The organism is Herbaspirillum aquaticum (assembly GCF_002213425.1).
In the GTDB taxonomy this organism is placed as follows: Bacteria; Pseudomonadota; Gammaproteobacteria; order Burkholderiales; family Burkholderiaceae_D; genus Herbaspirillum; species Herbaspirillum aquaticum.
On record NZ_NJGV01000002.1, the window covers coordinates 1 to 20,659 of the forward strand.

The following is a 20,659-nucleotide window of genomic DNA, read 5'->3' on the forward strand; positions in this document are numbered from 1 at the left end:
GCAGGATCAGGGCAGCGCTGTTCTGCTGCAAGTGAAGTCATGGATGCAGCTTAAATTCTGGCAAACGCTGTCTTGACGGATGGGTCCACTTTATAGTTACCGGAAAAATTGTCGCGGACTCAACCGGCGCATCCATGGAAATGCCTGTGCTGTTGAGTCCCAGTGGGGTGGTGATACCACTGGTTGATTATTTGCTTTCGGTTAGGCGAAGCATGAGCTGGAGAGACAAGCTAGTGCATGCTGTGAAGCTCTTTTTGGAATATGTTGAATCTTCCGCACAGCCTGGAGCGGCAGATTGGACAGTACTTAGAAATTTTTCGAATTGTCTTTCTCTTGGCACCGTGGACACTAAGACTGGGAATGACCCCAGCGGATTGTTTTGGTCGCCGTCAGGGAAAAACGCCCACAATGAGATTATTTCGATGCTGTCGGATTTTTTCGACTGGTTGGGTGAGAACGGGCTGCCGCGTGCTAAAGAATTTAATCCAAGGTATCGAGGAAGCGTATATGACCAGAAGATATCGCCTTATTTGATTCATCTGCTTCGATAGCTCAGCCGCTTCTTCGCGACGCTCACTGTATCTATTTGTGAGGTAAGGCGAAATGTCTCGTATAAGGAGGGTGAACTTAAAGAGATCTTCCATCACGTCGACCACGCGCTCGTAGTATGGCGAGGGTTTCATCTTGCCGGCTTCATCGAACTCCTTATACGCCTTGGCGGCCGATGACTGATTTGGAACCGTCAGCATCCGCATCCAGCGCCCCAATAGAGAGTAAGAAGTCTCCACTTTACAGTGAGCCAGCTTTTTCGGTATCGCTAGTATCTCTGTTTAAGAATACTGGTCTCGGAGATGATCATGCACGGATGATCTTGGGGAAGAACGCAATCCTTTATTTACGGCAAATTTTGTTCCAGACACGCAATGCAAGTTGGGGGGGAATGGACGATGTTAAAGAAATACATCAAAAATGTCCCCAAATCATCCCCGCTGCTTGGCATGTAGCTTTAGAGGGGCGAATGCCGTTTCGAATGTTTAACTCAATTCACAAACTGAGAAATGATTTGATTTCTTGCGGAGTTATGGCCGATGACCTAGTTTTGCCCGTGTGGATGCAAGAGACGCCAAGCATTGACGGGACTACAAAAAGTTAAACCAGTTTTTCATTGAAGATAATTGCTTTTTGGCAATGCATACTTCTGCATATTTTAGAATTTACAACCTATCGATACTGAGCCAGTGCAAAGTGCATAAGTATGTAGTTTAAGGGGTAACTAGGGAAGGCTGCGAGCACGGCTGCATCTACTGCTTCGCGCGGCCTTCGCACAGCTACCTGGGCCTGTCCCCGGGCCTGGATTTCGAAAGCCGCCTGGTGGCCAAGCGCAATGCCCCCGAAGTGCTGCTGCGCGAACTGGCCAAGCCGTCCTATGAACCCGACACCATCACGGTGGGCATCAATACCGATGCCTACCAGCCCATCGAGCGCGAACGCCAGCTGACCCGGCGCATCGTGCAGATCCTGCACGACTGCGAGAATCCGGTGGCGCTCATCACCAAGTCCTCCCTGGTCGAACGCGACATCGACCTGCTGGCGCCCATGGCAGCCAAGGGGCAGGCCATCGTCGCGGTGACGATTACCACACTGGATGCGACCATCGCGCGCACGCTGGAGCCGCGGGCGGCCAGCCCGGCGCGGCGGCTGCGGGTGATTCGCACGCTGGCCGAGGCGGGCATTCCGGTGAGCGTATCGATTGCACCGGTGATCCCCTTCGTCACCGAACCGGACCTGGAACGCGTCATGGAAGCGGCCGTCGAGGCCGGGGCGCGCCAGGCGGGCTACATCGTGCTGCGCCTGCCATGGGAGGTCAGCCCGCTGTTCCGGCAGTGGCTGCAGGCGCATTTCCCCGACCGTGCGGCGCGGGTGATGAACCGCATCCAGGACATGCGCGGCGGCAAGGATTACGACGCCGATTTCGCCACCCGCATGCGCGGCACCGGGGTCTGGGCCGACCTGCTGCACCAGCGCTTCGAGAAGGCCAGCCGGCGCCTGGGTATCGATCACCGCCATCGTGCCTTCGCCACGCTGGATGCCAGCCGCTTCAGGCGGCCTGTGGTGGTGCCGGCGGGGCAGGGGCGGTCGGCGGGCGATGCCCAGCTCGATTTGTTCTGAGCGGGACGGCCGGCGGCTGGTAAGATCCGCGTTTTCGTCCGTTTCTTCACTTCTCTGCATGCACACCCTGGAACAACTGCGCAGCGGCGCCCTGGAAGGCATTACCCGCCTGTCCCTGTCGTGCGGGCTGCGCGAATTCCCGCCAGAAATCTTCACCCTGGCCGAAACCCTTGAGATTCTGGACCTCAGCGGCAACGAGCTGACGGCCTTGCCCGAGGGCCTGCCGCGGTTGCACCGGCTGCGCATCGTCTTCTGTTCCGACAATCCCTTCACCGAATTGCCCGCTGTATTGGGACGCTGCCCGTCGCTGGAGATGATCGGTTTCAAGGCCAACCGGATCGAGCACGTTCCTGCCGAATCGCTGCCCCCCACGCTGCGCTGGCTGGTCCTGACCGACAACCGGATCGAACAGCTGCCATCAAGCATCGGGCAATGCCCGCGCCTGCAGAAGCTGATGCTGGCCGGCAATCGCCTGCGCGCGCTGCCGCCGGAACTGGCGGCCTGCCGCAACCTGGAGCTGTTGCGCCTGTCGGCCAATGCGCTGGAGGCGTTTCCGCATTGGCTGCTGACCTTGCCGCGCCTGAGCTGGCTGGCCATGGCAGGCAATCCCTGGTGTGCAGCGGTGGAAGAGGCGGCGGATCGCAACGCGCAAGTCGCGGCCATCGATTGGGACGACCTGGCCTTGGGCGAAAAGCTGGGGGAAGGCGCCTCCGGTGTGATCCACGCGGCCCGGTGGACCGTGGAGGGCAGGTCGCAGCCAGTGGCGGTGAAGCTGTTCAAGGGCGCGGTCACCAGTGATGGCCTGCCCGAGCGCGAGATGGCGGCCTGCATCATGGCCGGCAGCCATCGCGGGCTCATCCCCGTGCTGGGCCGCTTGCATGGGCATCCGCAAGCGGTGCAGGCCCTGGTGATGCCGTTGATCGATCCTGATTTCAAGGTGTTGGCCGGCCCGCCCAGCCTGCAATCCTGCTCGCGCGATGTCTATGCACAAGGCTTCACGCTGGCCTGGAGCCAGGTGATCGCCATCGCACGCGATATCGCCTCGGCAGCAGCCCACCTGCACGCGCAGGGCATCGTGCACGGTGACCTCTATGGTCACAACATCCTGCATCGGGAGGGTGAAGCCTTGCTGGGCGATTTTGGTGCGGCCTGGTTCTACGATGTCGAACAGCCGCATGCCTGGGGTGTGCAGGCCATGGAGGTGCGGGCCTACGGCTGCCTGCTGGAAGAGTTGCTCGCGCATGGCCAGCCGGCAGATGACGCCGGCAAGAAGCAGCGAGCAGCCCTGGCCGGGGTGCGCCAGGCTTGCCTGAGCGCCGATGCCGCCGCGCGGCCGCATTTCGAGGCCATCGTGGCCATGCTGGATAATCTGACTGCGGGCTGAAGCGGCGTTCAGGCCCGTTCGCTGGAGCGCAGCAGCACCACCAGCGCACCCGCGCCGCCATCGGCTGCGCGGGCCTGGCAGAAGGCCATCACTTCATCCTTCTGCGCCAGCCAGTTGCGCACCTTGTGCTTGAGTACGGGCTCCTTGTTCACCGAACCGAGTCCCTTGCCGTGGATCACCCGCACGCAGCGCAGGCCGCGGCGGCGTGACTGGCGCAAGAATTCACCTAACGCTTCACGGGCCTGGTCGCGGCGATAACCGTGCAGGTCCAGCTGGGCCTGGATTACCCAGTTGCCGCGCCGCAGCTTGCTCAAGACATCCATGCCCACGCCGGGGCGGGCGAAACTGAGGTTTTCGTCGCTGTCCATGAGCGTGTCGACGGTGAACTCGTCGGAGAGCGACTCGAGCAGCGCGGCCTGTTCATCGGCCAGGTGCTGGCGGGGAATGGGGAGGGGAGGTTCCGGCAGGTAATGCGCCTTGTCGACCACTTCGGGACGCAAGGGCGCCACCTGGCCGATGCTGTTGCGAAAGATGTTGGCTTCCTCGCGGGCTGCCGCTTCCTGGCGCTGGCGCTCGGCCAAGGCCAGTGCGCGCGCTTTTTCCTGTTCCTGCAGATCGCGGCGCAATCCCTGGAGCGCCGAGAAATCCTTCATTGTCGCCATGACAGCCACCCAACCCTGTAGCGTATTGTTCCCTAGGTGACTACTTTAGCAGAAGCGGGCGAGCTCTTCAGCCGCAGGCGACCTTGATGATGACCAGGCCCGGATCGACGTGCAGGTTCAGGCGGCGCGGGTTGAAGTCCATGGTGGCAGCGTCATCGGGTTTGAGCACGCGGATGTCGGTGGCGCCGGACTCGGCCAGCGCCTGGCGTTCCACGTAGCCGCTGTAGTTCTCGCCGATCAGGTGATCGGCGCGGGAGGCATCGCATTGGCCGGCTGTGGCATTGGCCACCGGCGTGTCGCGCGAAGCGCTGCAGGCCACCAGCACGGCGCCCAGGCTCATGGTGGCCAATACCGCCTTGATGCCCGGCGATCGCACGCCGGCGCGGGAGGGAGTTGAGTGATAGGGCACGATGCTTTCCTCGGTCTTGATGATTCTTGTGTTGGATTGCTCGAGTGAAACAAAAAAGCCGGGACGACAACTCGTCACCGGCTTTTGGAGTGCCCGTTGCGTTGCGAGTTCTCGCAGCGCAGCATTTTACATGGCTTTATTTGCTTATTCGAGCCCTTCGAGGTAGCGCTGTGCATCCAGTGCCGCCATGCAACCCGTGCCGGCGCTGGTGATGGCCTGGCGGTAGATGTGATCCTGCACGTCGCCCGCAGCGAAGACGCCGTCGATGCTGGTGGCAGTGGCAAAGCCTTCGGTGCCGGTACGGGTCTTCAGGTAGCCGTTCTGCATCTCCAGCTGGCCTTCGAAGATGCTGGTGTTGGGCTTGTGGCCGATGGCGATGAACAGGCCGTGCACCGGGATGTCGGTGATGGCACCGTCCTGGGTGGACTTGATCTTGATGCCGGTCACGCCGCTGTCGTCGCCGACCACTTCATCCAGGGTGGAATGCCACTGGATGGCGATCTTGCCTTCGGTGACCTTGTGCAGCAGGCGGTCGATCAGGATGGGCTCGGCGCGGAACTTGTCGCGGCGGTGCACGATGGTGACCTTGCTGGCGATGTTGGAGAGGTACAGCGCCTCTTCCACGGCGGTGTTGCCGCCACCCACCACGGCGACTTCCTTGCCGCGATAGAAGAAACCGTCACAGGTGGCGCAAGCCGACACGCCACGGCCCATGAAGGCTTGTTCCGAGGGCAGCCCCAGGTATTGGGCCGAGGCGCCGGTGGCGATGATGAGGGCATCGGCGGTGTATTCGCCGCTATCGCCGATGAGGCGGAACGGACGCTCGGAGAGCTTGGTGGTGTGGATGTGATCGAAGATGATCTCGGTGTTGAAGCGCTCGGCGTGCTGCAGCAGGCGCTGCATCAGTTCCGGACCTTGCACGCCCAGCGGGTCGCCGGGCCAGTTCTCGACATCGGTGGTGGTCATCAGCTGGCCGCCTTGCTCCACGCCGGTGATCAGCACGGGGTTCAGGTTGGCGCGCGCGGCATAGACGGCGGCGCTGTAACCGGCGGGGCCGGAGCCGAGAATCAGGACCTTGGCATGTTTGGGCGTGCTCATAAGCTACTCATCAAATGTTGTGGGATCGCTTCTGCAAATGAGGCGACTCCCGGGGATTTCAATTCCCGGCCGGCCTGACAGTTCAGCCAGACCGGCCGGCACAAGCGGGGTGGGTTGCCAGCGCACAAGTTTGCGGTTTGCCGCGCTGCAAAACGGGTAAGATTATAGTCCATGCCCCCGACCGGGCTCATGGAATTACGCTATGCCGGCAATAGCCGCGGGCGGGGCGGGCAGTAGCAGTGATGCTGTCCAGAATATGAACAAAATGACAGCACGACCAGAACGATAGCGGTCGATCAGGGTCTGTGCAGCGGGTTTCCCGCCGCCCTGCGCAAAACCGCGAAGCGCCAATTCAATGCCGTTACAATGACGGCGTGTATTTTTTGTACGGAAGTTATGTCCAAGACGAGTCAAGCCCACATCCGCACCAACAAGACGCCGGCGCCTCCCATGCCCAACCGTCTGGTACGGCTGTTATCGGAGGCGCGCTGGCTGGCGCTGGCGGCCTTGCTGGCCTATCTGGCGCTGATCCTGCTGAGCTATGCCAAGACCGACCCCGGCTGGTCGGTGGCCAGCTCGGTGCCGCGCGTGGGCAACTGGGGCGGCCGTGTGGGGGCCTGGATGGCCGACCTGCTGCTCTACATCTTCGGGCTCTCGGCCTGGTGGTGGTGCGTGCTGCTGGGGCGCTCGGTATGGACCGGCTACCGCCGCCTGTCGAACCGCTTCCTGGTCGCCCAGCCGGTGGAACCGGAACACCATCAGGAACCGCTGATCCGCGCGGTCGGCTTCGTCTTCATGCTCACCGGCAGCATGGGTATCGAATTCACCCGCATGCAGCGCTTTGCGCCCAAGCTGCCGCATTCGCCCGGTGGCGTGCTGGGGGAGATGATCGGTTCGGGCATGCAGCCGACCTTCGGTTTCACGGGGTCCACCTTGCTGCTGTTGCTGCTGTTCGGGCTGGGTTTCTCGCTGCTGTTCCAGGTCTCCTGGCTGGCGGCGGTGGAACGCATCGGTGGCATGATCGAGGATGGCCTGTTCTGGGTGCGCGACTTCTTCGCCGCCCGTGCCGATCGCCGCGCCGGCCAGGAAGCCGCCGTCAAGCGCGAGGAAACCGTGGTGCAGGAACGCGCCAAGATCGTGGAAGCGCCGCCGATCCGCATCGAACCGCAAATCGTCGAAGTGCAGAAATCCGACCGCGTCCAGAAGGAGAAGCAGACCAGCCTCTTCGATGACCTCAACAGCGAATTGCCGCCCCTGTCCCTGCTGGATGAAGCACCGCCGGCGCAGCAGACAGTCTCGGTGGAAACCCTGGAATTCACCAGCCGCCTGATTGAAAAGAAGCTCGCCGACTTCGGTGTCGAGGTCAAGGTGGTGGCGGCCTATCCGGGCCCGGTGATCACCCGCTACGAAATCGAACCGGCCACGGGGGTGAAGGGCAGCCAGATCGTCAACCTGGCGCGCGACCTGGCGCGCTCGCTGTCGCTGACCTCGATCCGCGTGGTGGAAGTCATCCAGGGCAAGAATTTCATGGGCCTGGAGCTGCCCAATCCCAAGCGCCAGATCGTGCGCCTGACCGAGATCCTCGGCTCCAAGGTCTACAACGACAGCCATTCCAGCCTCACCGTGGCGCTGGGCAAGGACATTGCCGGCAATCCGGTGGTGGCCGACCTGGCCAAGATGCCGCACTTGCTGGTGGCCGGTACCACCGGTTCGGGCAAGTCGGTGGGCATCAATGCCACCATTCTGTCGCTGCTGTACAAATCCTCGCCACGCCAGGTGCGCCTGATCCTGATCGATCCCAAGATGCTGGAACTGTCGATTTACGAGGGCATTCCGCACCTGCTGGCGCCGGTGGTGACCGACATGCGCCAGGCCGGCCACGCCCTGAACTGGGCGGTGGAAGAGATGGAGCGCCGCTACAAGAAGATGTCCAAGCTGGGCGTGCGCAACCTGGCCGGCTACAACCAGAAGATCATCGACGCCGAGAAGCGCGGCGAGAAGATCCCCAATCCCTTCAGCCTCACCCCGGATGCGCCGGAACCGCTGGAGCAGCTGGAAACCATCGTCATCATCATCGACGAACTGGCCGACCTGATGATGGTGGTGGGCAAGAAGGTGGAAGAACTGATTGCCCGCATCGCCCAGAAGGCGCGCGCGGCCGGCATCCACCTGATCCTGGCCACGCAGCGGCCGTCGGTGGACGTCATCACCGGCCTGATCAAGGCCAACGTGCCTACCCGTATCGCCTTCCAGGTGTCGTCCAAGATCGACTCCCGCACCATCCTTGACCAGATGGGTGCCGAAACCCTGCTGGGCATGGGTGACATGCTCTACAACCCGCCGGGTACGGCCTTGCCGGTGCGCGTACACGGCGCCTTCGTCTCGGATGACGAAGTGCATCGCGTCGTGGAGCACCTCAAATCCCAGGGGGAACCGAATTACATCGAGGGCATCCTAGAAGGAGGCGTGCTGGAGGACGCCGACGGTGGCGGTGGCAGCGGTGCTGCGGCCGGTGCCGGTGGCGGCGAAGGTGACGAGATGTACGACCAGGCCGTGGCCGTGGTCCTGAAACATCGCCGGGCCTCGATCTCGCTGGTACAGCGTCACCTGCGCATCGGCTACAACCGCGCGGCGCGTTTGCTGGAGCAGATGGAGCAAAGCGGTCTCGTCTCCACCATGCAATCCAATGGCAACCGTGAAATCCTGGTGCCGGCAGGTGCCAGCGATGCGGCTGAATAAGCCGCGTTCCAGCCAGACCGCATCCCGTCATCAACAGCACGCCCAGAAGGCCGGCCACTGTCGCGCCGGCCGCCACCTTGCTGGTGGCATCCGTCAAGAAGGAATCGAATAACATGGACAATTCCAGAAACGCTCTCCGCTCGCGCACTGCGCAAGCCCGCACCTTGAACCTGCGCCGCCTGGTCATGGCAGCCGGTCTTTCGGCACTGGCGGTGGCCAGTGCCATCGCCATCACCGCGCTGACCCCCGGCCGCGCCTCGGCTGCTGCGCTGGACCAGTTCAAGCAGTTCGTCAGCAGCACGCAATCGGCCAAGGGGGCGTTCACCCAGCGCATGGTGCGGGTCGAGAACGGCAGCTCCAAGGTGGTCAATACCTCCAGTGGCAGCTTCGTGTTTTCGCGTCCGGGCAAATTCATCTGGACCTACCAGAAGCCCTATGAGCAGGTGATCCAGGCCGACGGGGAAAAACTCTTCATCTACGACAAGGACCTCAACCAGGTCACCACCAAGAAACTGGGCAATGCGCTGGGCTCTTCGCCGGCGGCCATCCTCTTCGGCAGCAATGACCTGGAAAAAAACTTCACCTTGAAGGAAGCCGGCACCAAGGATGGACTGGAATGGCTGCAAGCCGTACCCAAGAGCAAGGATACGACCTTCGACAACATCGGCATCGGCCTGAAGAACGGCACGCCCGTGGCCATGGAACTGCATGATTCCTTTGGCCAGGTCTCGGTGTTGAGCTTCGACAGCTTCGAGAAGAATCCGCCGCTCAAGGGCAACAGCTTCAACTTCACGGTGCCGAAGGGTGCGGACGTGTTCGAGAACTGATCGGTTTCCCCCTTCACATGAAAACAGCCCCGCAAGCGCATGCCTGCGGGGCTGTTTTCATGTCGGGCGCGTGGATGTCAGGGCTCGGGCATTTTCAGCAGCGGCAGCTTGCCGGTAACGTCTTTCCACTGCGCATGATCGGGCAGGGGCGGCTGGGCCTTGGTGATGGGTTTCCAGCCCGGCAGCTTGGCCAGGCGGGCGTTGAGGTCCTCGAAGTGCGACAGGGCGGCGGGCAGGTCGGTGGCATTGTAGATGGCACCGACCGGGCATTCCGGCACGCACATGGAGCAGTCGATGCAGCCGTCCGGATCGATGGCCAGGAAATTCGGGCCTTCCACGAAGCAGTCCATGGGGCAGACGCTGACGCAATCGGTGTACTTGCACTGGATACAGGAATCGGTGACGACGAAGGGCATGGAAAGCAGGGGAAAGGGCAGGTAAAAGGGCGATGTGAAGAAAAACGCGCAGGCGGCATTTTAACCGCTGCCGCTGATGGCTGCAGGCGCAGCCCGTCATCGCGCCATCGCCCTCGCGGCGGCCTGCTGCGTTAGACTACGGCCTTTGGTGAATGCGCCTTGCAATCCGGCGCTGCGCCCGCATCCTGATGACTATGAACTTTATTTCGCTGGCCGCGCTGTGGCCGTCCTCTTTGCCTGTTGATTCCCGCTGCCTGCAGGAGGCTGCCCATGGCTGACCTGTTTGCGCAAGAGCCGGCCGCGCCGCTGGCGGAGGCCCTGCGGCCCAAGACGCTGGACGAGGTCATCGGTCAGTCGCACCTGCTGGGCGAGGGCAAGCCGCTGCGCCTGGCCTTCCAGTCCGGCAAGCCGCATTCGATGATCTTCTGGGGGCCGCCGGGCGTGGGCAAGACCACGCTGGCGCGGCTGACCGCGACTGCCTTCGATTGTGAATTCATCGCGCTGTCGGCAGTGTTCTCGGGCGTGAAGGATATCCGCGCGGCCATGGAGCAGGCCGAGCAGAATCTGGCGATGGGCAAGCACACCATCCTGTTCGTGGATGAAATCCACCGCTTCAACAAGTCGCAGCAGGATGCGCTGTTGCCCTATGCGGAAAGCGGGCTGGTGACCTTCATCGGTGCCACCACCGAGAATCCTTCCTTCGAAGTCAATTCGGCGCTGCTGTCGCGGGCGCAGGTCTATGTGCTCAAGTCGCTCACCGATGAGGAGTTGAAGCAACTGCTCAAGCGTGCGCAGGACAAGGCGTTGGGCGACCTGCAGTTCGACGGGCAAGCTACGGAGACCATCATCGGATACGCCGATGGCGATGCGCGGCGTTTCCTGAACCTGCTGGAGCAGACCCAGACTGCGGCGCACACGACCGGCACCCAGCTGGTCACGGCCGAATTCCTGCAGAACGCATTGACGCTCAACAGCCGCCGTTTCGACAAGGGCGGCGACAATTTCTACGACCAGATTTCAGCGCTGCACAAGTCGGTGCGCGGTTCGCATCCGGATGCCGCGTTGTATTGGCTCACGCGCATGCTCGACGGCGGTGCCGATCCGCGCTACCTGTCGCGGCGCATCGTGCGCATGGCCTGGGAAGACATCGGCCTGGCCGACCCGCGCGCCATGCAGATCGCCAACGATGCGGCGCTGACCTATGAGCGCCTGGGCAGTCCCGAGGGCGAACTGGCGCTGGGGCAGGCGGTGATCTACCTGGCGGTGGCGGCCAAGAGCAATGCCGGCTACAACGCGTACAACGCTGCGCGCGCTTTCGTGAAGCAGGACAAGAGCCGCGAGGTGCCGGTGCATCTGCGCAATGCGCCGACCAAGCTGATGAAGGAATTGGGGTATGGGCATGAATATCGGTATGCCCATGATGAGCCCAATGCTTATGCGGCGGGGGAGACGTATCTGCCCGACGGTATTGCCGAGCCGGGGTGGTATCAGCCTGTGCCGCGGGGGTTGGAAATCAAGATTGGTGAGAAGCTCAATACGCTGCGGCAGTGGGATGAAGAAGCGCGTAAGCAATAGTGTTCAGGCGACGACGTCATATCGAACCAACGCCTCCCCCTTCTTGACCCGCACCGATTCAATCCGGATCTGCCCGATCTCCCCCAAGGCCGCCACATGCGTGCCGCCACAAGGGTAGGCGGGCAGTTCTCCAAATCCAATCTGCCGCAAGCCATTCTCCATGGCCATCACACAGGGCAGATCCTGCGCCAGCAAGTCATTGCAGCGCCGCTCCAGTTCCGCCGGCACCAGTTCCTGCGCTGCGCCGTCAGCTGCTGCAGCCACGCCCACCACGCGCGCCTCTCCCGGCCAGTGATGGGCCTTGGTTAGCTTCCATCCCAGTTCTGCCATCACTTGCCCAATCACGTGGCCTGCCGAATGCAGGCGCGCATGCAGCTGGCGCGGCTCGGCGTCGACGGTCGCCACGGCCGGGCCCGGTACGACGGGGGCGGCGGTGTAATGGATGATGCCTTCACTTTCGCTGACCACGCGCAGTACTTCCACGTCGCCGATCCGGCCGGTATCACTGGGCTGTCCGCCGCCCTGTGGATGAAAGGGTGTGGCCGACAGGCGCACGGCGTAGCGGCCATCGTCCTGCGGGGCGCAGTCGAGCACGTGGATGTCAGCGCGCAAGGCGCGGTCGGTCAGGTAAAGGCGATCAGTCATGGCTAGGCTTTCAATGTGGCTTGCTGCGAGTGTCCTGCATTGTATCGGCCGCACGAAGTTGCGATAATCCGGCACCGACGCAAAGGATCTTTGCACCATGAGCACAAATCAAAGCATCGCCCTCCTGAACGAAATGGCCGTCTTCGCCAAGGTGGTGGAGACCGGCAGCTTCTCCGAAGCGGCACGGCAACTCGGTGCCACGCCCTCGGCCACCAGCCGTGCCGTGGCCCGGCTGGAAAAGGCCCTCGGGACGCAACTGCTCCAGCGGACCACCCGCAAGCTGCGCCTGAGCGACAGCGGCGAGGAAATCCACGCCCGCTGCCGCGATATGCTCAATGCCGCGCAAGCCGTGCTGTCGGTGTCCGGCGCCTTCGATGCCGAACCGCAAGGGCAGGTGAGGGTGAGCGTGCCCAAGGCGGTCGGCCATGCGCTGGTGCATCCGCACATGCCGGATTTCCTGGCCGCGCATCCCAAGGTGGATGTGCTGCTGCGACTGGAAGACCGCTACATGGATCTCATCGACGACCAGGTCGACCTGGCCATCCGTATCACCGACCAGCCGCCGCCTGGCCTGATGGGCCGGCGCCTGATGCGCATCGACCATCTCCTGTGCGCCACGCCGCAGTACCTGCAGCGCCATGGGATGCCTGCCCACCCCCAGGCCTTGAAGGAGCACAGCTGCATCTACCTCGGTGAATCACCGGCGGACGCACGCTGGCGATTTCGCCGGCAGGGAAAGTCCGTCAATGTCGAGGTACGGGGAAGGTATGCCGCCAACCATACCGGCGTGCGGCTCGATGCCACGCTGCGGCATCTGGGGATTGCCAGCCTGCCGTATTTCATCGCCAGGCCGGCATTGGAAGAGGGGAATCTGGTGCAGGTGCTGCCCCAGTGGAGTTTCAGGACGCGTTATTGCGGCGAGCTGTGGGCGCTCTATCCGGCGACGCGCCATCTGCCGCCGCGCCTGAGTGCCTTCGTGCAGTTTCTGGCGCACCGGCTGGCGCAGGAGCCAGCCCTGGCACCGGGCGCCAAGCCGCTGCGCTGACGGGGTTCAGGCCGCAGGGCGGTGCCAGATGTGGAAGCTGCCTTCCATGGCGGACATGGCGGCGATCACGGTTTCGTAGTTCTTGTCATCGTCATAGCCGGGCAAGCGGGTCTTCATGGCTTCCATCAAGGCTTCCAGGCCATCGGCGTCATTCGGGACCAGCACGCCCTTGATGCCCTCGGTGCTCTTGCCGGCCAGGATCCATTGCGGCTGCGGCAGGGCATCGTCGCTGATGCGGATGGTGACGTCATCGACTGCACTCCAGGCAATGCCTTCGCGCTTGGCGCCGCGCACCATGGTGCGGATTTCTTCATCGTCGAATTCCACGCTGATCTTGCGTGCCTGCTGCGCGGCCACGCGCGTGGGCGACAGCTCGGCTGCACCCGGGGCCTGCACCTTCCAGTCGGTCTTGCGGACCTTGGGCGGGACCAGGCGGTTCTTGATCTGCTGGCCGAAGGCAAAGGTGGCGCCGAAGGAAAGTCCGGCGATCAGTCCGTAGAACAGGCTGGCCTCGTTGGACATGTAGTGGATGCCCGCCCACAAGCCCACGGAAAGGGCGGCGACCAGGCCCAGCAGGGAAAACAGGACAGGGACTTCGCGCGGCGGACGGGGATCGGGCTGGACGGACATGGGCAAACGGGTCTCATGAGGGATGCAATGGGCCGCATGGTAACCCGCATGGGCGATGGCGGCTACCGCTGCGGCCGGATTTTATTGGGGGCAGGGCGCACGGGAGGCCCGTGGCGGGCGCGCGACTTGGTACAATCGCGGTTTCGAGCACCAACCCTATCGTAATTTCTTCCCATGATCGACATTCAACTCCTCCGTAAAGACATCGAGAACGTCGCAGCCCGCCTGGCGGCCCGCAAGTTCGTCCTGGACGTGGCCGGCTTCAATGCGCTGGAAGCCGAGCGCAAGCAAATCCAGACCCGTACCGAAGAACTGCAGGGCAAGCGCAATTCGCTGTCCAAGCAGATCGGCATGCTCAAGGGCAAAGGTGAAGACGCTTCTGCCGTCATGGCCGAAGTCAATGGCATCGGCGACGAGTTGAAGGCGTCCGCCACCCGCCTGGAAGAAGTGCAGCAGCAGATGACCCTGTTCCTGCAGGCCGTGCCCAACCTGCCGCACGAATCCGTGCCCGCCGGCAACGACGAAAGCGGTAACGTCGAGCTGCGCAAGGTCGGTACACCCCGCAGCTTCGACTTCGAGATCAAGGATCACGTCGACGTCGGCGCCCCCCTGGGCCTGGACTTCGATACCGCCACCAAGCTGACCGGTTCGCGCTTCGCCGTGCTCAAGGGCGGCATCGCCCGCCTGCATCGCGCGCTGGCGCAGTTCATGCTCAACACCCATACCATGGAGCATGGCTACACCGAGTGCTACACCCCCTACATCGTCAATGCCGACAGCCTGCGCGGCACCGGCCAGCTGCCCAAGTTCGAGGCGGACCTGTTCGCAGCCAAGAAGGGCGGCCAGGAAGGCGAGGCCGAGAACGCCGCGCTGTACCTGATCCCCACGGCCGAAGTGCCGCTGACCAATTTCGTGCGCGATGAAATCGTCGCCGGCGATGCGCTGCCGATGAAGTTTACGGCGCACTCGCCGTGCTTCCGCTCGGAAGCCGGTTCCTACGGCCGCGACACGCGCGGCATGATCCGCCAGCACCAGTTCGACAAGGTGGAAATGGTGCAGATCGTCCATCCGGAGAAGTCTTACGAAGCCCTGGATGAGATGCTGGGCCACGCCGAGACCATCTTGAAGAAGCTCGGCCTGCCGTATCGCGTCATCACCCTGTGCACCGGCGACATGGGCTTTGGTGCGGCCAAGACCTACGACATCGAAGTCTGGCTGCCGGCGCAGAACACCTATCGCGAGATCTCCTCGGTCTCCAACTGCGAGGCCTTCCAGGCGCGCCGCATGCAGGCCCGCTTCCGCAATGCCCAAGGCAAGCCGGAACTGCTGCATACCTTGAACGGTTCGGGCCTGGCCGTGGGCCGTACCTTGGTGGCCGTGCTGGAAAACTACCAGCAGGCCGATGGCAGCGTGGACATTCCCGAGGTGCTGCAGCCCTACATGGGCGGCGTGACCAAGCTGGTGCCGGGCGCCTGATCCGGTTTTCCTGAGCGGCAAATGAAGACGGCTGCCTCGCAAGAGGCAGCCGTTTTTTTATCTTCGCACCGAGTGAGAAAACGTTTTCGCAAGCAGGCTGGCTAAGCGTCCTTGAGCGCCCAGGAGAAGGTGGTCGGGATGCGGCGCTCGATGAAGAGGCTGTTGCCCTGGATCTTCTTGGCTTCCTTCTTGGCGCGGGTGGCGGCCGAGGCGATCTGGTGCGGTGACGAGTATTGCGACGGTTCAATCTTCACCGAGCCCAGCGACAGCGACACCAGCGGGTGGAAGACCCGGTTGCCCTGGCGGTCCTCGGTGTAGTAGCCATTGCGCGCTACGTCTTCGTCGTAATAGAAGCTGCGGGTGTCTGCCTCGAAGGTGTCGAGGATGGTGCGGCAGCGTTTTTCCCAGTCCTCGCTCTGGAACAGGATGAGGAAATCGTCCCCGCCGATATGTCCGATGAAATCCAGGTTGGGGTCGCAGGCCTGCTGCAGCACGCGGCCGGTGGCCTGGATCATGTCGTCGCCCTTGCGATAGCCGTAGACATCGTTGAAGGGCTTGAACTGATCGAGGTCGCAGTAGCAGATGCAGAATTCCACGCCGCTCTGCAGCAGGTATTCGATGTGATCGTTGATGGGCACGTTGCCCGGCAATTGCGTCAGCGGATTGGCGTGGCGGGCGGCGTCGATCTGCATCTGCGTGATCTCGCGCAGCAGGTCGTGGCCGGTGCCCAGGCCCACATACTGGCCGCGATCGGTGATGATGAAGCCGTTGGAAAGGTGGTGCGACTCGGCGTGCACCAGCAGGTTGGAGAGGTCCTGCAGGCTGGTGTCCTGTTCGGTCAGGATGGGATTGGGGTCCATGAAGAAGGCGCAGGACTTCTTGCCGTACAGCTCGCGTCCATACAGGCGGGCAAAGCGTTCCACCATGCTGTAGCGGTTGATGAGCCCGATCGGCAAGCCATTGCTGACCACCGGCAAGGCCTGCAGCTGCGGATCATTGACGAACATGTCGTAGGCCGCATCATTGGTCACTTCCGGGCTCACGTACTGGGTCTCGCGCAGCAGCTTGGCCACCGTCGCGCTGCGCTTGCCAGGACCATACTTGTTGGCCGACAGTGGCACCTTGTCGCGACGCAGGGTCTTGCTGACATCCTCCGAGATCGACACCGGCGGCTCCGGCAGCGGGCGCGAGATGTGGTAGCCCTGGCCGCAGGCAATGCCGAGGTCGCGGATGGTCAGCAACTCGGCTTGGGATTCAATGCCTTCGGCGATGACGATGGAGCCGGATTTCTCGGCAATTTCCTGGATCGAGCGGACGAACTGCAGTTTCATCGGATCATGGTTGATCCCCTGCACGAAGTGCATGTCGACCTTGACGTATTCCGGCTGCAGCTCCGACCACAGGCGCAGGCTGGAGAAACCTTCACCCAGGTCGTCGATGGCGATCTGGAAGCCCATGTCGCGGTAATGCATGGCGGCATTGCGCAGCAGGGCATAGTCGTAGGTAGGCTCGTTCTCGGTCAGCTCGATGATGATGCGCTGCGGATTGACGCCCAGCTTTTCCAGATACCGCAGGGTTTCGCCCTGGATCGCCTCCGGCTGCATGAGCGCACCCGGCGAGACGTTCAGGAACAGGTTGCCCGGCAGGCCCAGTTGCGCGAAGCGGGTCAGCACGATGTGGCGGCACAGGTATTCCATCTGCACCGACAGGTTGTGCGCGCGCGCCACCTTGAACAGCGCCAGCGGCGAATGCAGCGGGGTATTGGACGGGCCGCGGATCAAACCTTCATATCCCAGGATCTCGCCATTGCGCATGCGTACGATGGGCTGGAACAGCGCCGAGAGCTTGCGCTGGGCGATGATCTCATGCAGCAATGACAACATCGGATCGTCTGCACTGCGCAAGGCGGCGCCGGAGGCGCGGGCGATCAGGTCGACGACTTCGGCGCCGAGCGGGAAGGAAGTGCTGGAGAGGGGAGCCATCTGGCTGAATCCGGGGTTGAAGGTTCCAAAGAACGGCGGTGCATCAGAAAATAGTTTACGGATGCTAGAAGTGATTTATGACAAGATGATGATAAGCAATTCACTTCCGCTATTTTAAGTGTGAATGATGATTGGTGAGGGTTGCGAATAGTACGTCCGCGGCAGGATGCAATGGCGGGAAGATAATTTTTTGAAGTTTTTTCAAAAAATAGTTCCACTCCGAAAATGTTTCTGCTATAGTCGCTGTCTTCGCTGCACCACGCAGTTGAACGACCGAAGTTAACCGGAGAGGTGGCAGAGTGGTCGAATGTACCTGACTCGAAATCAGGCGTACGGTTTCCCGTACCGTGGGTTCGAATCCCACCCTCTCCGCCAGCATTTACGCGGTTCACCCCGCGCTGTAAAAATAGCCGCCTTGTGCGGCTTTTTTTACGCCCTGTGGGGAAGACGTTGTCGGAGAATTCCGGGCGCGCTTCTTCTCGACAGGAGTGCGTTCTACGTTCTGCGCACTTGTCATTTCCTGGCCGCCGTCTGCTTTTCGAGGGGGAGAGCACCCGGTCCGCGCCAGGCCATCCCAGCCGCTGGGAGGGTCCTTCCTGTTTCGTGGCGCCGCTGCGATACACGGATCAAATTTTCTTCCCGCTCGCGAAGTAGCCGTGCCCCTGATCGAGCGCGGCTTGTTATATTCGTCTCATGCGTTTGCTTTCCATGGCGGGCTCATCATGTCCCTGAATCGTCTGTTCCGGCTGATCTCGGTCGCTTTGCTGGCGCTGTTCTTGGCGTTTGCGGTGGCCTTGGTCTGGACGGAGTGGAGCACCTATCGCAGCGGTGCCAACAGCGTGCCGGCCTTGCGCAAGCTGCGCCTGGCGCTGCTGGCCATGGAAAAGGTTTCCGCCGAGCGTGGGCCCGCCAATGCCGCCATGGGGGCGGCAGCGCCACTGGCGCCGGAGCTGCAGGTCCGGCTGGCCGATGCCCGTGCCCGCAGCGACGCCGCCCTGAATCAATTGCGCACTGCGCTGGAGACCGATAGCAAGCTGCGCCAGTCGTGGGCCATGGACAAGGTGCGGCTGGTCCAGCAGGGCTTGGTTCCGGCACGCGCCAATGTCGATCGGGTGGCGCACCTGGCGCCGCAGGATCGCAGCGACGTGCTGGTGGTCGCCGCCGTGAGCAGCATGGTCGATCTGATGCCGCTGATGGTGCGCGTGGTCAGTGACTTGAGCAATGAGGCTGACCGCGCCGATCCCTTGCTGCGGGATGGACTCTCGGCAGTGCGTGCCGTCGCCAGCCTGCGTGAGTATGCCGGGCAGGTCGGATCGCGGTTCGCCGCGCCGCTGATCGCGCACCGTCAGCTGACCCAGGATGAGGTCATTGAAATCGGGCGCCTGTATGGCCGCATCGAGTTGCTGCGCACCTTTATTGGCGGCCAGTTGGGCAACTACAGTCGCGCCCCGGAATTTGTCACGGCCCTGGAGCGGGTAGAAAAGGAATTTTTCGACAGTGGCTTCCAGTTCCTTGACTTCCTGCTGCAGATAGGCCTGAAGTCGGGTGATTTCGGTGTCACGCCCTCGGAACTCTTCAAGTTCTATGTGCCCTCGATGGCTTCCATCACGGACCTGCGTGACCTGCTCCTCGATGACCTGCTGGAGCAGGCTGAGCGCCACAACACGCGTGCCCGCAACCTGCTGATCCTGGTGGTGAGCTTGACGCTGGTGGCCTGCCTGTTCTTCCAACTGCTGGTGGTGCTGATCGGCCGGCGCGTGGTGCGCCCGCTCGTGCAGGCCACCGACCTGGTCTCCGGGCTGGTCGACGGCAAGCTGGAGCAGCAGATTCCCGAAGGGCAGCACCGGGATGAGATCGGCGCCATGATGCGCGCGCTGCGCGTGCTCAAGGAGCGCATGCGCGAGCGCAACAGCCTGGCCAAGGAACGTGAAGCCTTGATCACCCAGCTGCAGACCTCCTCCAACACCGATTTCCTCACGGGCGCGCTGAACCGGCGCGCTTTCTATACCCATGCCGACCAGCAGCTGGGTGTCGCCCAGCGCTATGGGCGGGCGGTATCGGTGGTGCTGTTCGACATCGATCATTTCAAGCGCATCAACGATACCTATGGCCACCAGGCCGGTGACGTGGTGCTGATTGGGGTGAGCCAGTGCGTGGCGCAGTTGCTGCGCAAGGTCGATGTGCTGGCGCGTTACGGCGGTGAGGAATTCATCATCCTGTTGCCCGAATCCGACCTGGCCCAGGCGGGCGCGGTGGCGGACAAGCTGCGGGTTGCCCTGGAGGAGTGCGTGTTCGATGTCGAGGGCGATCGGCGCATCAAGGTCACGGCCAGCTTCGGCGTGGCTGCGCTGGCCGGTGGCGAGGCGCTGGACATGCTGACCAAGCGCGCCGACATTGCGCTGTATCGCGCCAAGCGCCTGGGGCGCAACCGCGTCGAACTGGCCGGGGATGAGGTCGAAGAACCCTGAGCTGCGCCGCTGAGGGGGCCAGGGTGGTCTCAGGTGCTTTCGCGTTCCAGGATTGAATACCCCAGGTCGCACAGCGGCTCGGGTACGGTCTGCCCGTCGAAGCGGGTCAGCAGCATCTCGGCTGCGGTCAGGCCGATCTGGTGTGCGCTGATCTGCACCGTGGTGAGGGCGGGCAGGACTTCGGTGGCGATCTCCAGGTTGGCGAATCCGGCCAGGGCGATGCGCTTGGGCACGGCGATGCCGCGCCGCGCGCATTCCAGTGCGGCACCGGCGGCCATGACGTCATTGCTGAAGAAGGCAGCTTCGATGTCCGGCTGCAGTGCCAGCAGCCGGCAGATGGTCTCGCGGCCGGCCTGCAGGAAGCTGCCCACCGGTACCACCAGATGCACCGGCTCCGGCGCGCCCTGTGCCAGCAGGGCAGCGCGCATGCCGGCAAAGCGTGCCAGGCCGCGCGGATCATCGCCGCCCACGAAGGCCATGCGGCGATAGCCCTTGCGCACCAGGTAATCTCCCATGGCCTGTCCGGCAGCATGGTTGTCGAAGCCGACCAGCATGTCGATGGGCTGCGGGCTCATGTCCCAGGTTTCCACTACCGGAATGCCGGCCGCCTTGAGCCGCTGGCGCGTGCGTGCCGAATGCTGCACGCCGGTCAGCACCAGGCCATCCACCCGGCGGCCGATGAAGGCTTCCACCAGGCCGGTTTCCGCTTCTTCCGAATAATTGGTCTGCCCCAGCAACAACTGATAGCCCTGCAGGCTGAGCTGCTCGGACAGGCCGCGCACGGTCTCGGCAAAGATCGAATGGCTGATGGTCGGCACGATGGCCGCCACGATGCGCGTGCGGCGTGAGGCCAGGCCGCCGGCCAGCATGTTGGGGATGTAGCCCATGCTGCTGATGAAGGATTCGACCCGTTCGCGCGTGGCAGGGGACACCTTTTCAGGCGTATTGATGACTCGCGAGACCGTGATGTGCGATACCCCGGCAGCGCGCGCCACATCTTCCTTGGTAATGGCGCGGGCGGGTGCAGCGGTGGGGGCGTCTTTGCGGGTCATGGGAAAGGCTGGAGAGAAGTTGTCGCCAGCATAACAGCAGCTGGCTCCGGCGGGTCTTGCGGATATCCGCAAGACCGTTGGC

General features: G+C 62.7%; 15 protein-coding genes, 1 tRNA gene and 2 pseudogenes. 9 read left to right on the plus strand and 9 right to left on the minus strand.

The annotated features are described in order from the left end of the window. Positions 1 to 530: 530 nt before the first annotated feature. A pseudogene (locus tag CEJ45_RS02290) lies at positions 531 to 770 on the minus strand (arsenical resistance protein ArsH); the annotation flags it as partial. 511 nt (positions 771 to 1,281) lie between these two features. Between CEJ45_RS02290 and CEJ45_RS02295 the strand changes: the two are divergent. Further along, positions 1,282 to 2,169, plus strand: a pseudogene (locus tag CEJ45_RS02295) (PA0069 family radical SAM protein); the annotation flags it as partial. Between the two features lie 58 nt (positions 2,170 to 2,227). Next, a complete protein-coding gene (locus tag CEJ45_RS02300) occupies positions 2,228 to 3,553 on the plus strand; it encodes a leucine-rich repeat-containing protein kinase family protein (protein WP_088753635.1) in 1,326 nt (441 codons plus the stop codon). Positions 3,554 to 3,561: 8 nt separating this feature from the next. On the opposite strand, the gene CEJ45_RS02305 is transcribed toward CEJ45_RS02300, so the two are convergent. The 3 genes from CEJ45_RS02305 to trxB form a co-directional block, all read right to left on the minus strand. Beyond that, positions 3,562 to 4,215 (minus strand): Smr/MutS family protein, encoded by a 654-nt coding sequence (locus CEJ45_RS02305; RefSeq protein WP_186450043.1) that lies wholly within the window; start codon positions 4,213 to 4,215, stop codon positions 3,562 to 3,564. Positions 4,216 to 4,282: 67 nt separating this feature from the next. Next, complete coding sequence (locus CEJ45_RS02310; protein ID WP_187697619.1) at positions 4,283 to 4,624, minus strand: I78 family peptidase inhibitor; 342 nt, start codon at positions 4,622 to 4,624, stop codon at positions 4,283 to 4,285. A 144-nt stretch (positions 4,625 to 4,768) separates the two neighbouring features. Next, positions 4,769 to 5,722 carry a thioredoxin-disulfide reductase gene (trxB, locus tag CEJ45_RS02315; protein ID WP_088753636.1) on the minus strand — a complete coding sequence of 318 codons (954 nt, stop codon included), beginning with the start codon at positions 5,720 to 5,722 and terminating at the stop codon, positions 4,769 to 4,771. 396 nt (positions 5,723 to 6,118) lie between these two features. On the opposite strand from trxB, the gene CEJ45_RS02320 reads away from it, so the two are divergent. After that, positions 6,119 to 8,461: a DNA translocase FtsK gene (locus CEJ45_RS02320; protein ID WP_088753637.1), complete on the plus strand. Its 2,343-nt coding sequence runs from the start codon at positions 6,119 to 6,121 to the stop codon at positions 8,459 to 8,461. Positions 8,462 to 8,574: 113 nt separating this feature from the next. Then, on the plus strand, positions 8,575 to 9,288 hold the full coding sequence (gene lolA, locus CEJ45_RS02325; protein ID WP_088753638.1) for an outer membrane lipoprotein chaperone LolA: 714 nt from the start codon (positions 8,575 to 8,577) through the stop codon (positions 9,286 to 9,288). A 77-nt stretch (positions 9,289 to 9,365) separates the two neighbouring features. On the opposite strand, the gene fdxA is transcribed toward lolA, so the two are convergent. Next, positions 9,366 to 9,704: a ferredoxin FdxA gene (gene fdxA / locus CEJ45_RS02330; RefSeq protein WP_088753639.1), complete on the minus strand. Its 339-nt coding sequence runs from the start codon at positions 9,702 to 9,704 to the stop codon at positions 9,366 to 9,368. Positions 9,705 to 9,974: 270 nt separating this feature from the next. Here fdxA and CEJ45_RS02335 point away from each other — a divergent pair, with 270 nt between their 5' ends. Next, a complete protein-coding gene (locus CEJ45_RS02335; protein ID WP_088753640.1) occupies positions 9,975 to 11,279 on the plus strand; it encodes a replication-associated recombination protein A in 1,305 nt (434 codons plus the stop codon). Positions 11,280 to 11,282: 3 nt separating this feature from the next. On the opposite strand, the gene CEJ45_RS02340 is transcribed toward CEJ45_RS02335, so the two are convergent. Next, on the minus strand, positions 11,283 to 11,924 hold the full coding sequence (locus CEJ45_RS02340) for a hypothetical protein (RefSeq protein WP_088753641.1): 642 nt from the start codon (positions 11,922 to 11,924) through the stop codon (positions 11,283 to 11,285). A 97-nt stretch (positions 11,925 to 12,021) separates the two neighbouring features. On the opposite strand from CEJ45_RS02340, the gene CEJ45_RS02345 reads away from it, so the two are divergent. After that, positions 12,022 to 12,969: a LysR family transcriptional regulator gene (locus CEJ45_RS02345; protein WP_088753642.1), complete on the plus strand. Its 948-nt coding sequence runs from the start codon at positions 12,022 to 12,024 to the stop codon at positions 12,967 to 12,969. Positions 12,970 to 12,975: 6 nt separating this feature from the next. Here CEJ45_RS02345 and CEJ45_RS02350 read toward each other — a convergent pair whose 3' ends face one another. Next, positions 12,976 to 13,599: an anaphase-promoting protein gene (locus CEJ45_RS02350; RefSeq protein WP_088753643.1), complete on the minus strand. Its 624-nt coding sequence runs from the start codon at positions 13,597 to 13,599 to the stop codon at positions 12,976 to 12,978. Between the two features lie 174 nt (positions 13,600 to 13,773). Here CEJ45_RS02350 and serS point away from each other — a divergent pair, with 174 nt between their 5' ends. Beyond that, positions 13,774 to 15,075: a serine--tRNA ligase gene (serS, locus tag CEJ45_RS02355; RefSeq protein ID WP_088753644.1), complete on the plus strand. Its 1,302-nt coding sequence runs from the start codon at positions 13,774 to 13,776 to the stop codon at positions 15,073 to 15,075. Between the two features lie 101 nt (positions 15,076 to 15,176). Here the strand turns inward: serS and CEJ45_RS02360 are convergent, their stop codons facing one another. Beyond that, positions 15,177 to 17,057, minus strand: coding sequence for a GGDEF domain-containing protein (locus CEJ45_RS02360; protein ID WP_088753645.1), 1,881 nt, complete (start codon positions 17,055 to 17,057; stop codon positions 15,177 to 15,179). A gap of 285 nt (positions 17,058 to 17,342) precedes the next feature. On the opposite strand from CEJ45_RS02360, the gene CEJ45_RS02365 reads away from it, so the two are divergent. Then, a tRNA-Ser gene (locus CEJ45_RS02365) sits at positions 17,343 to 17,432 on the plus strand. 347 nt (positions 17,433 to 17,779) lie between these two features. Further along, complete coding sequence (locus tag CEJ45_RS02370; RefSeq protein ID WP_088753646.1) at positions 17,780 to 19,525, plus strand: GGDEF domain-containing protein; 1,746 nt, start codon at positions 17,780 to 17,782, stop codon at positions 19,523 to 19,525. A gap of 29 nt (positions 19,526 to 19,554) precedes the next feature. Here the strand turns inward: CEJ45_RS02370 and CEJ45_RS02375 are convergent, their stop codons facing one another. Then, positions 19,555 to 20,577, minus strand: a complete 1,023-nt coding sequence (locus tag CEJ45_RS02375) for a LacI family DNA-binding transcriptional regulator (protein ID WP_088753647.1) — start codon at positions 20,575 to 20,577, stop codon at positions 19,555 to 19,557. Positions 20,578 to 20,659: the final 82 nt, after the last annotated feature.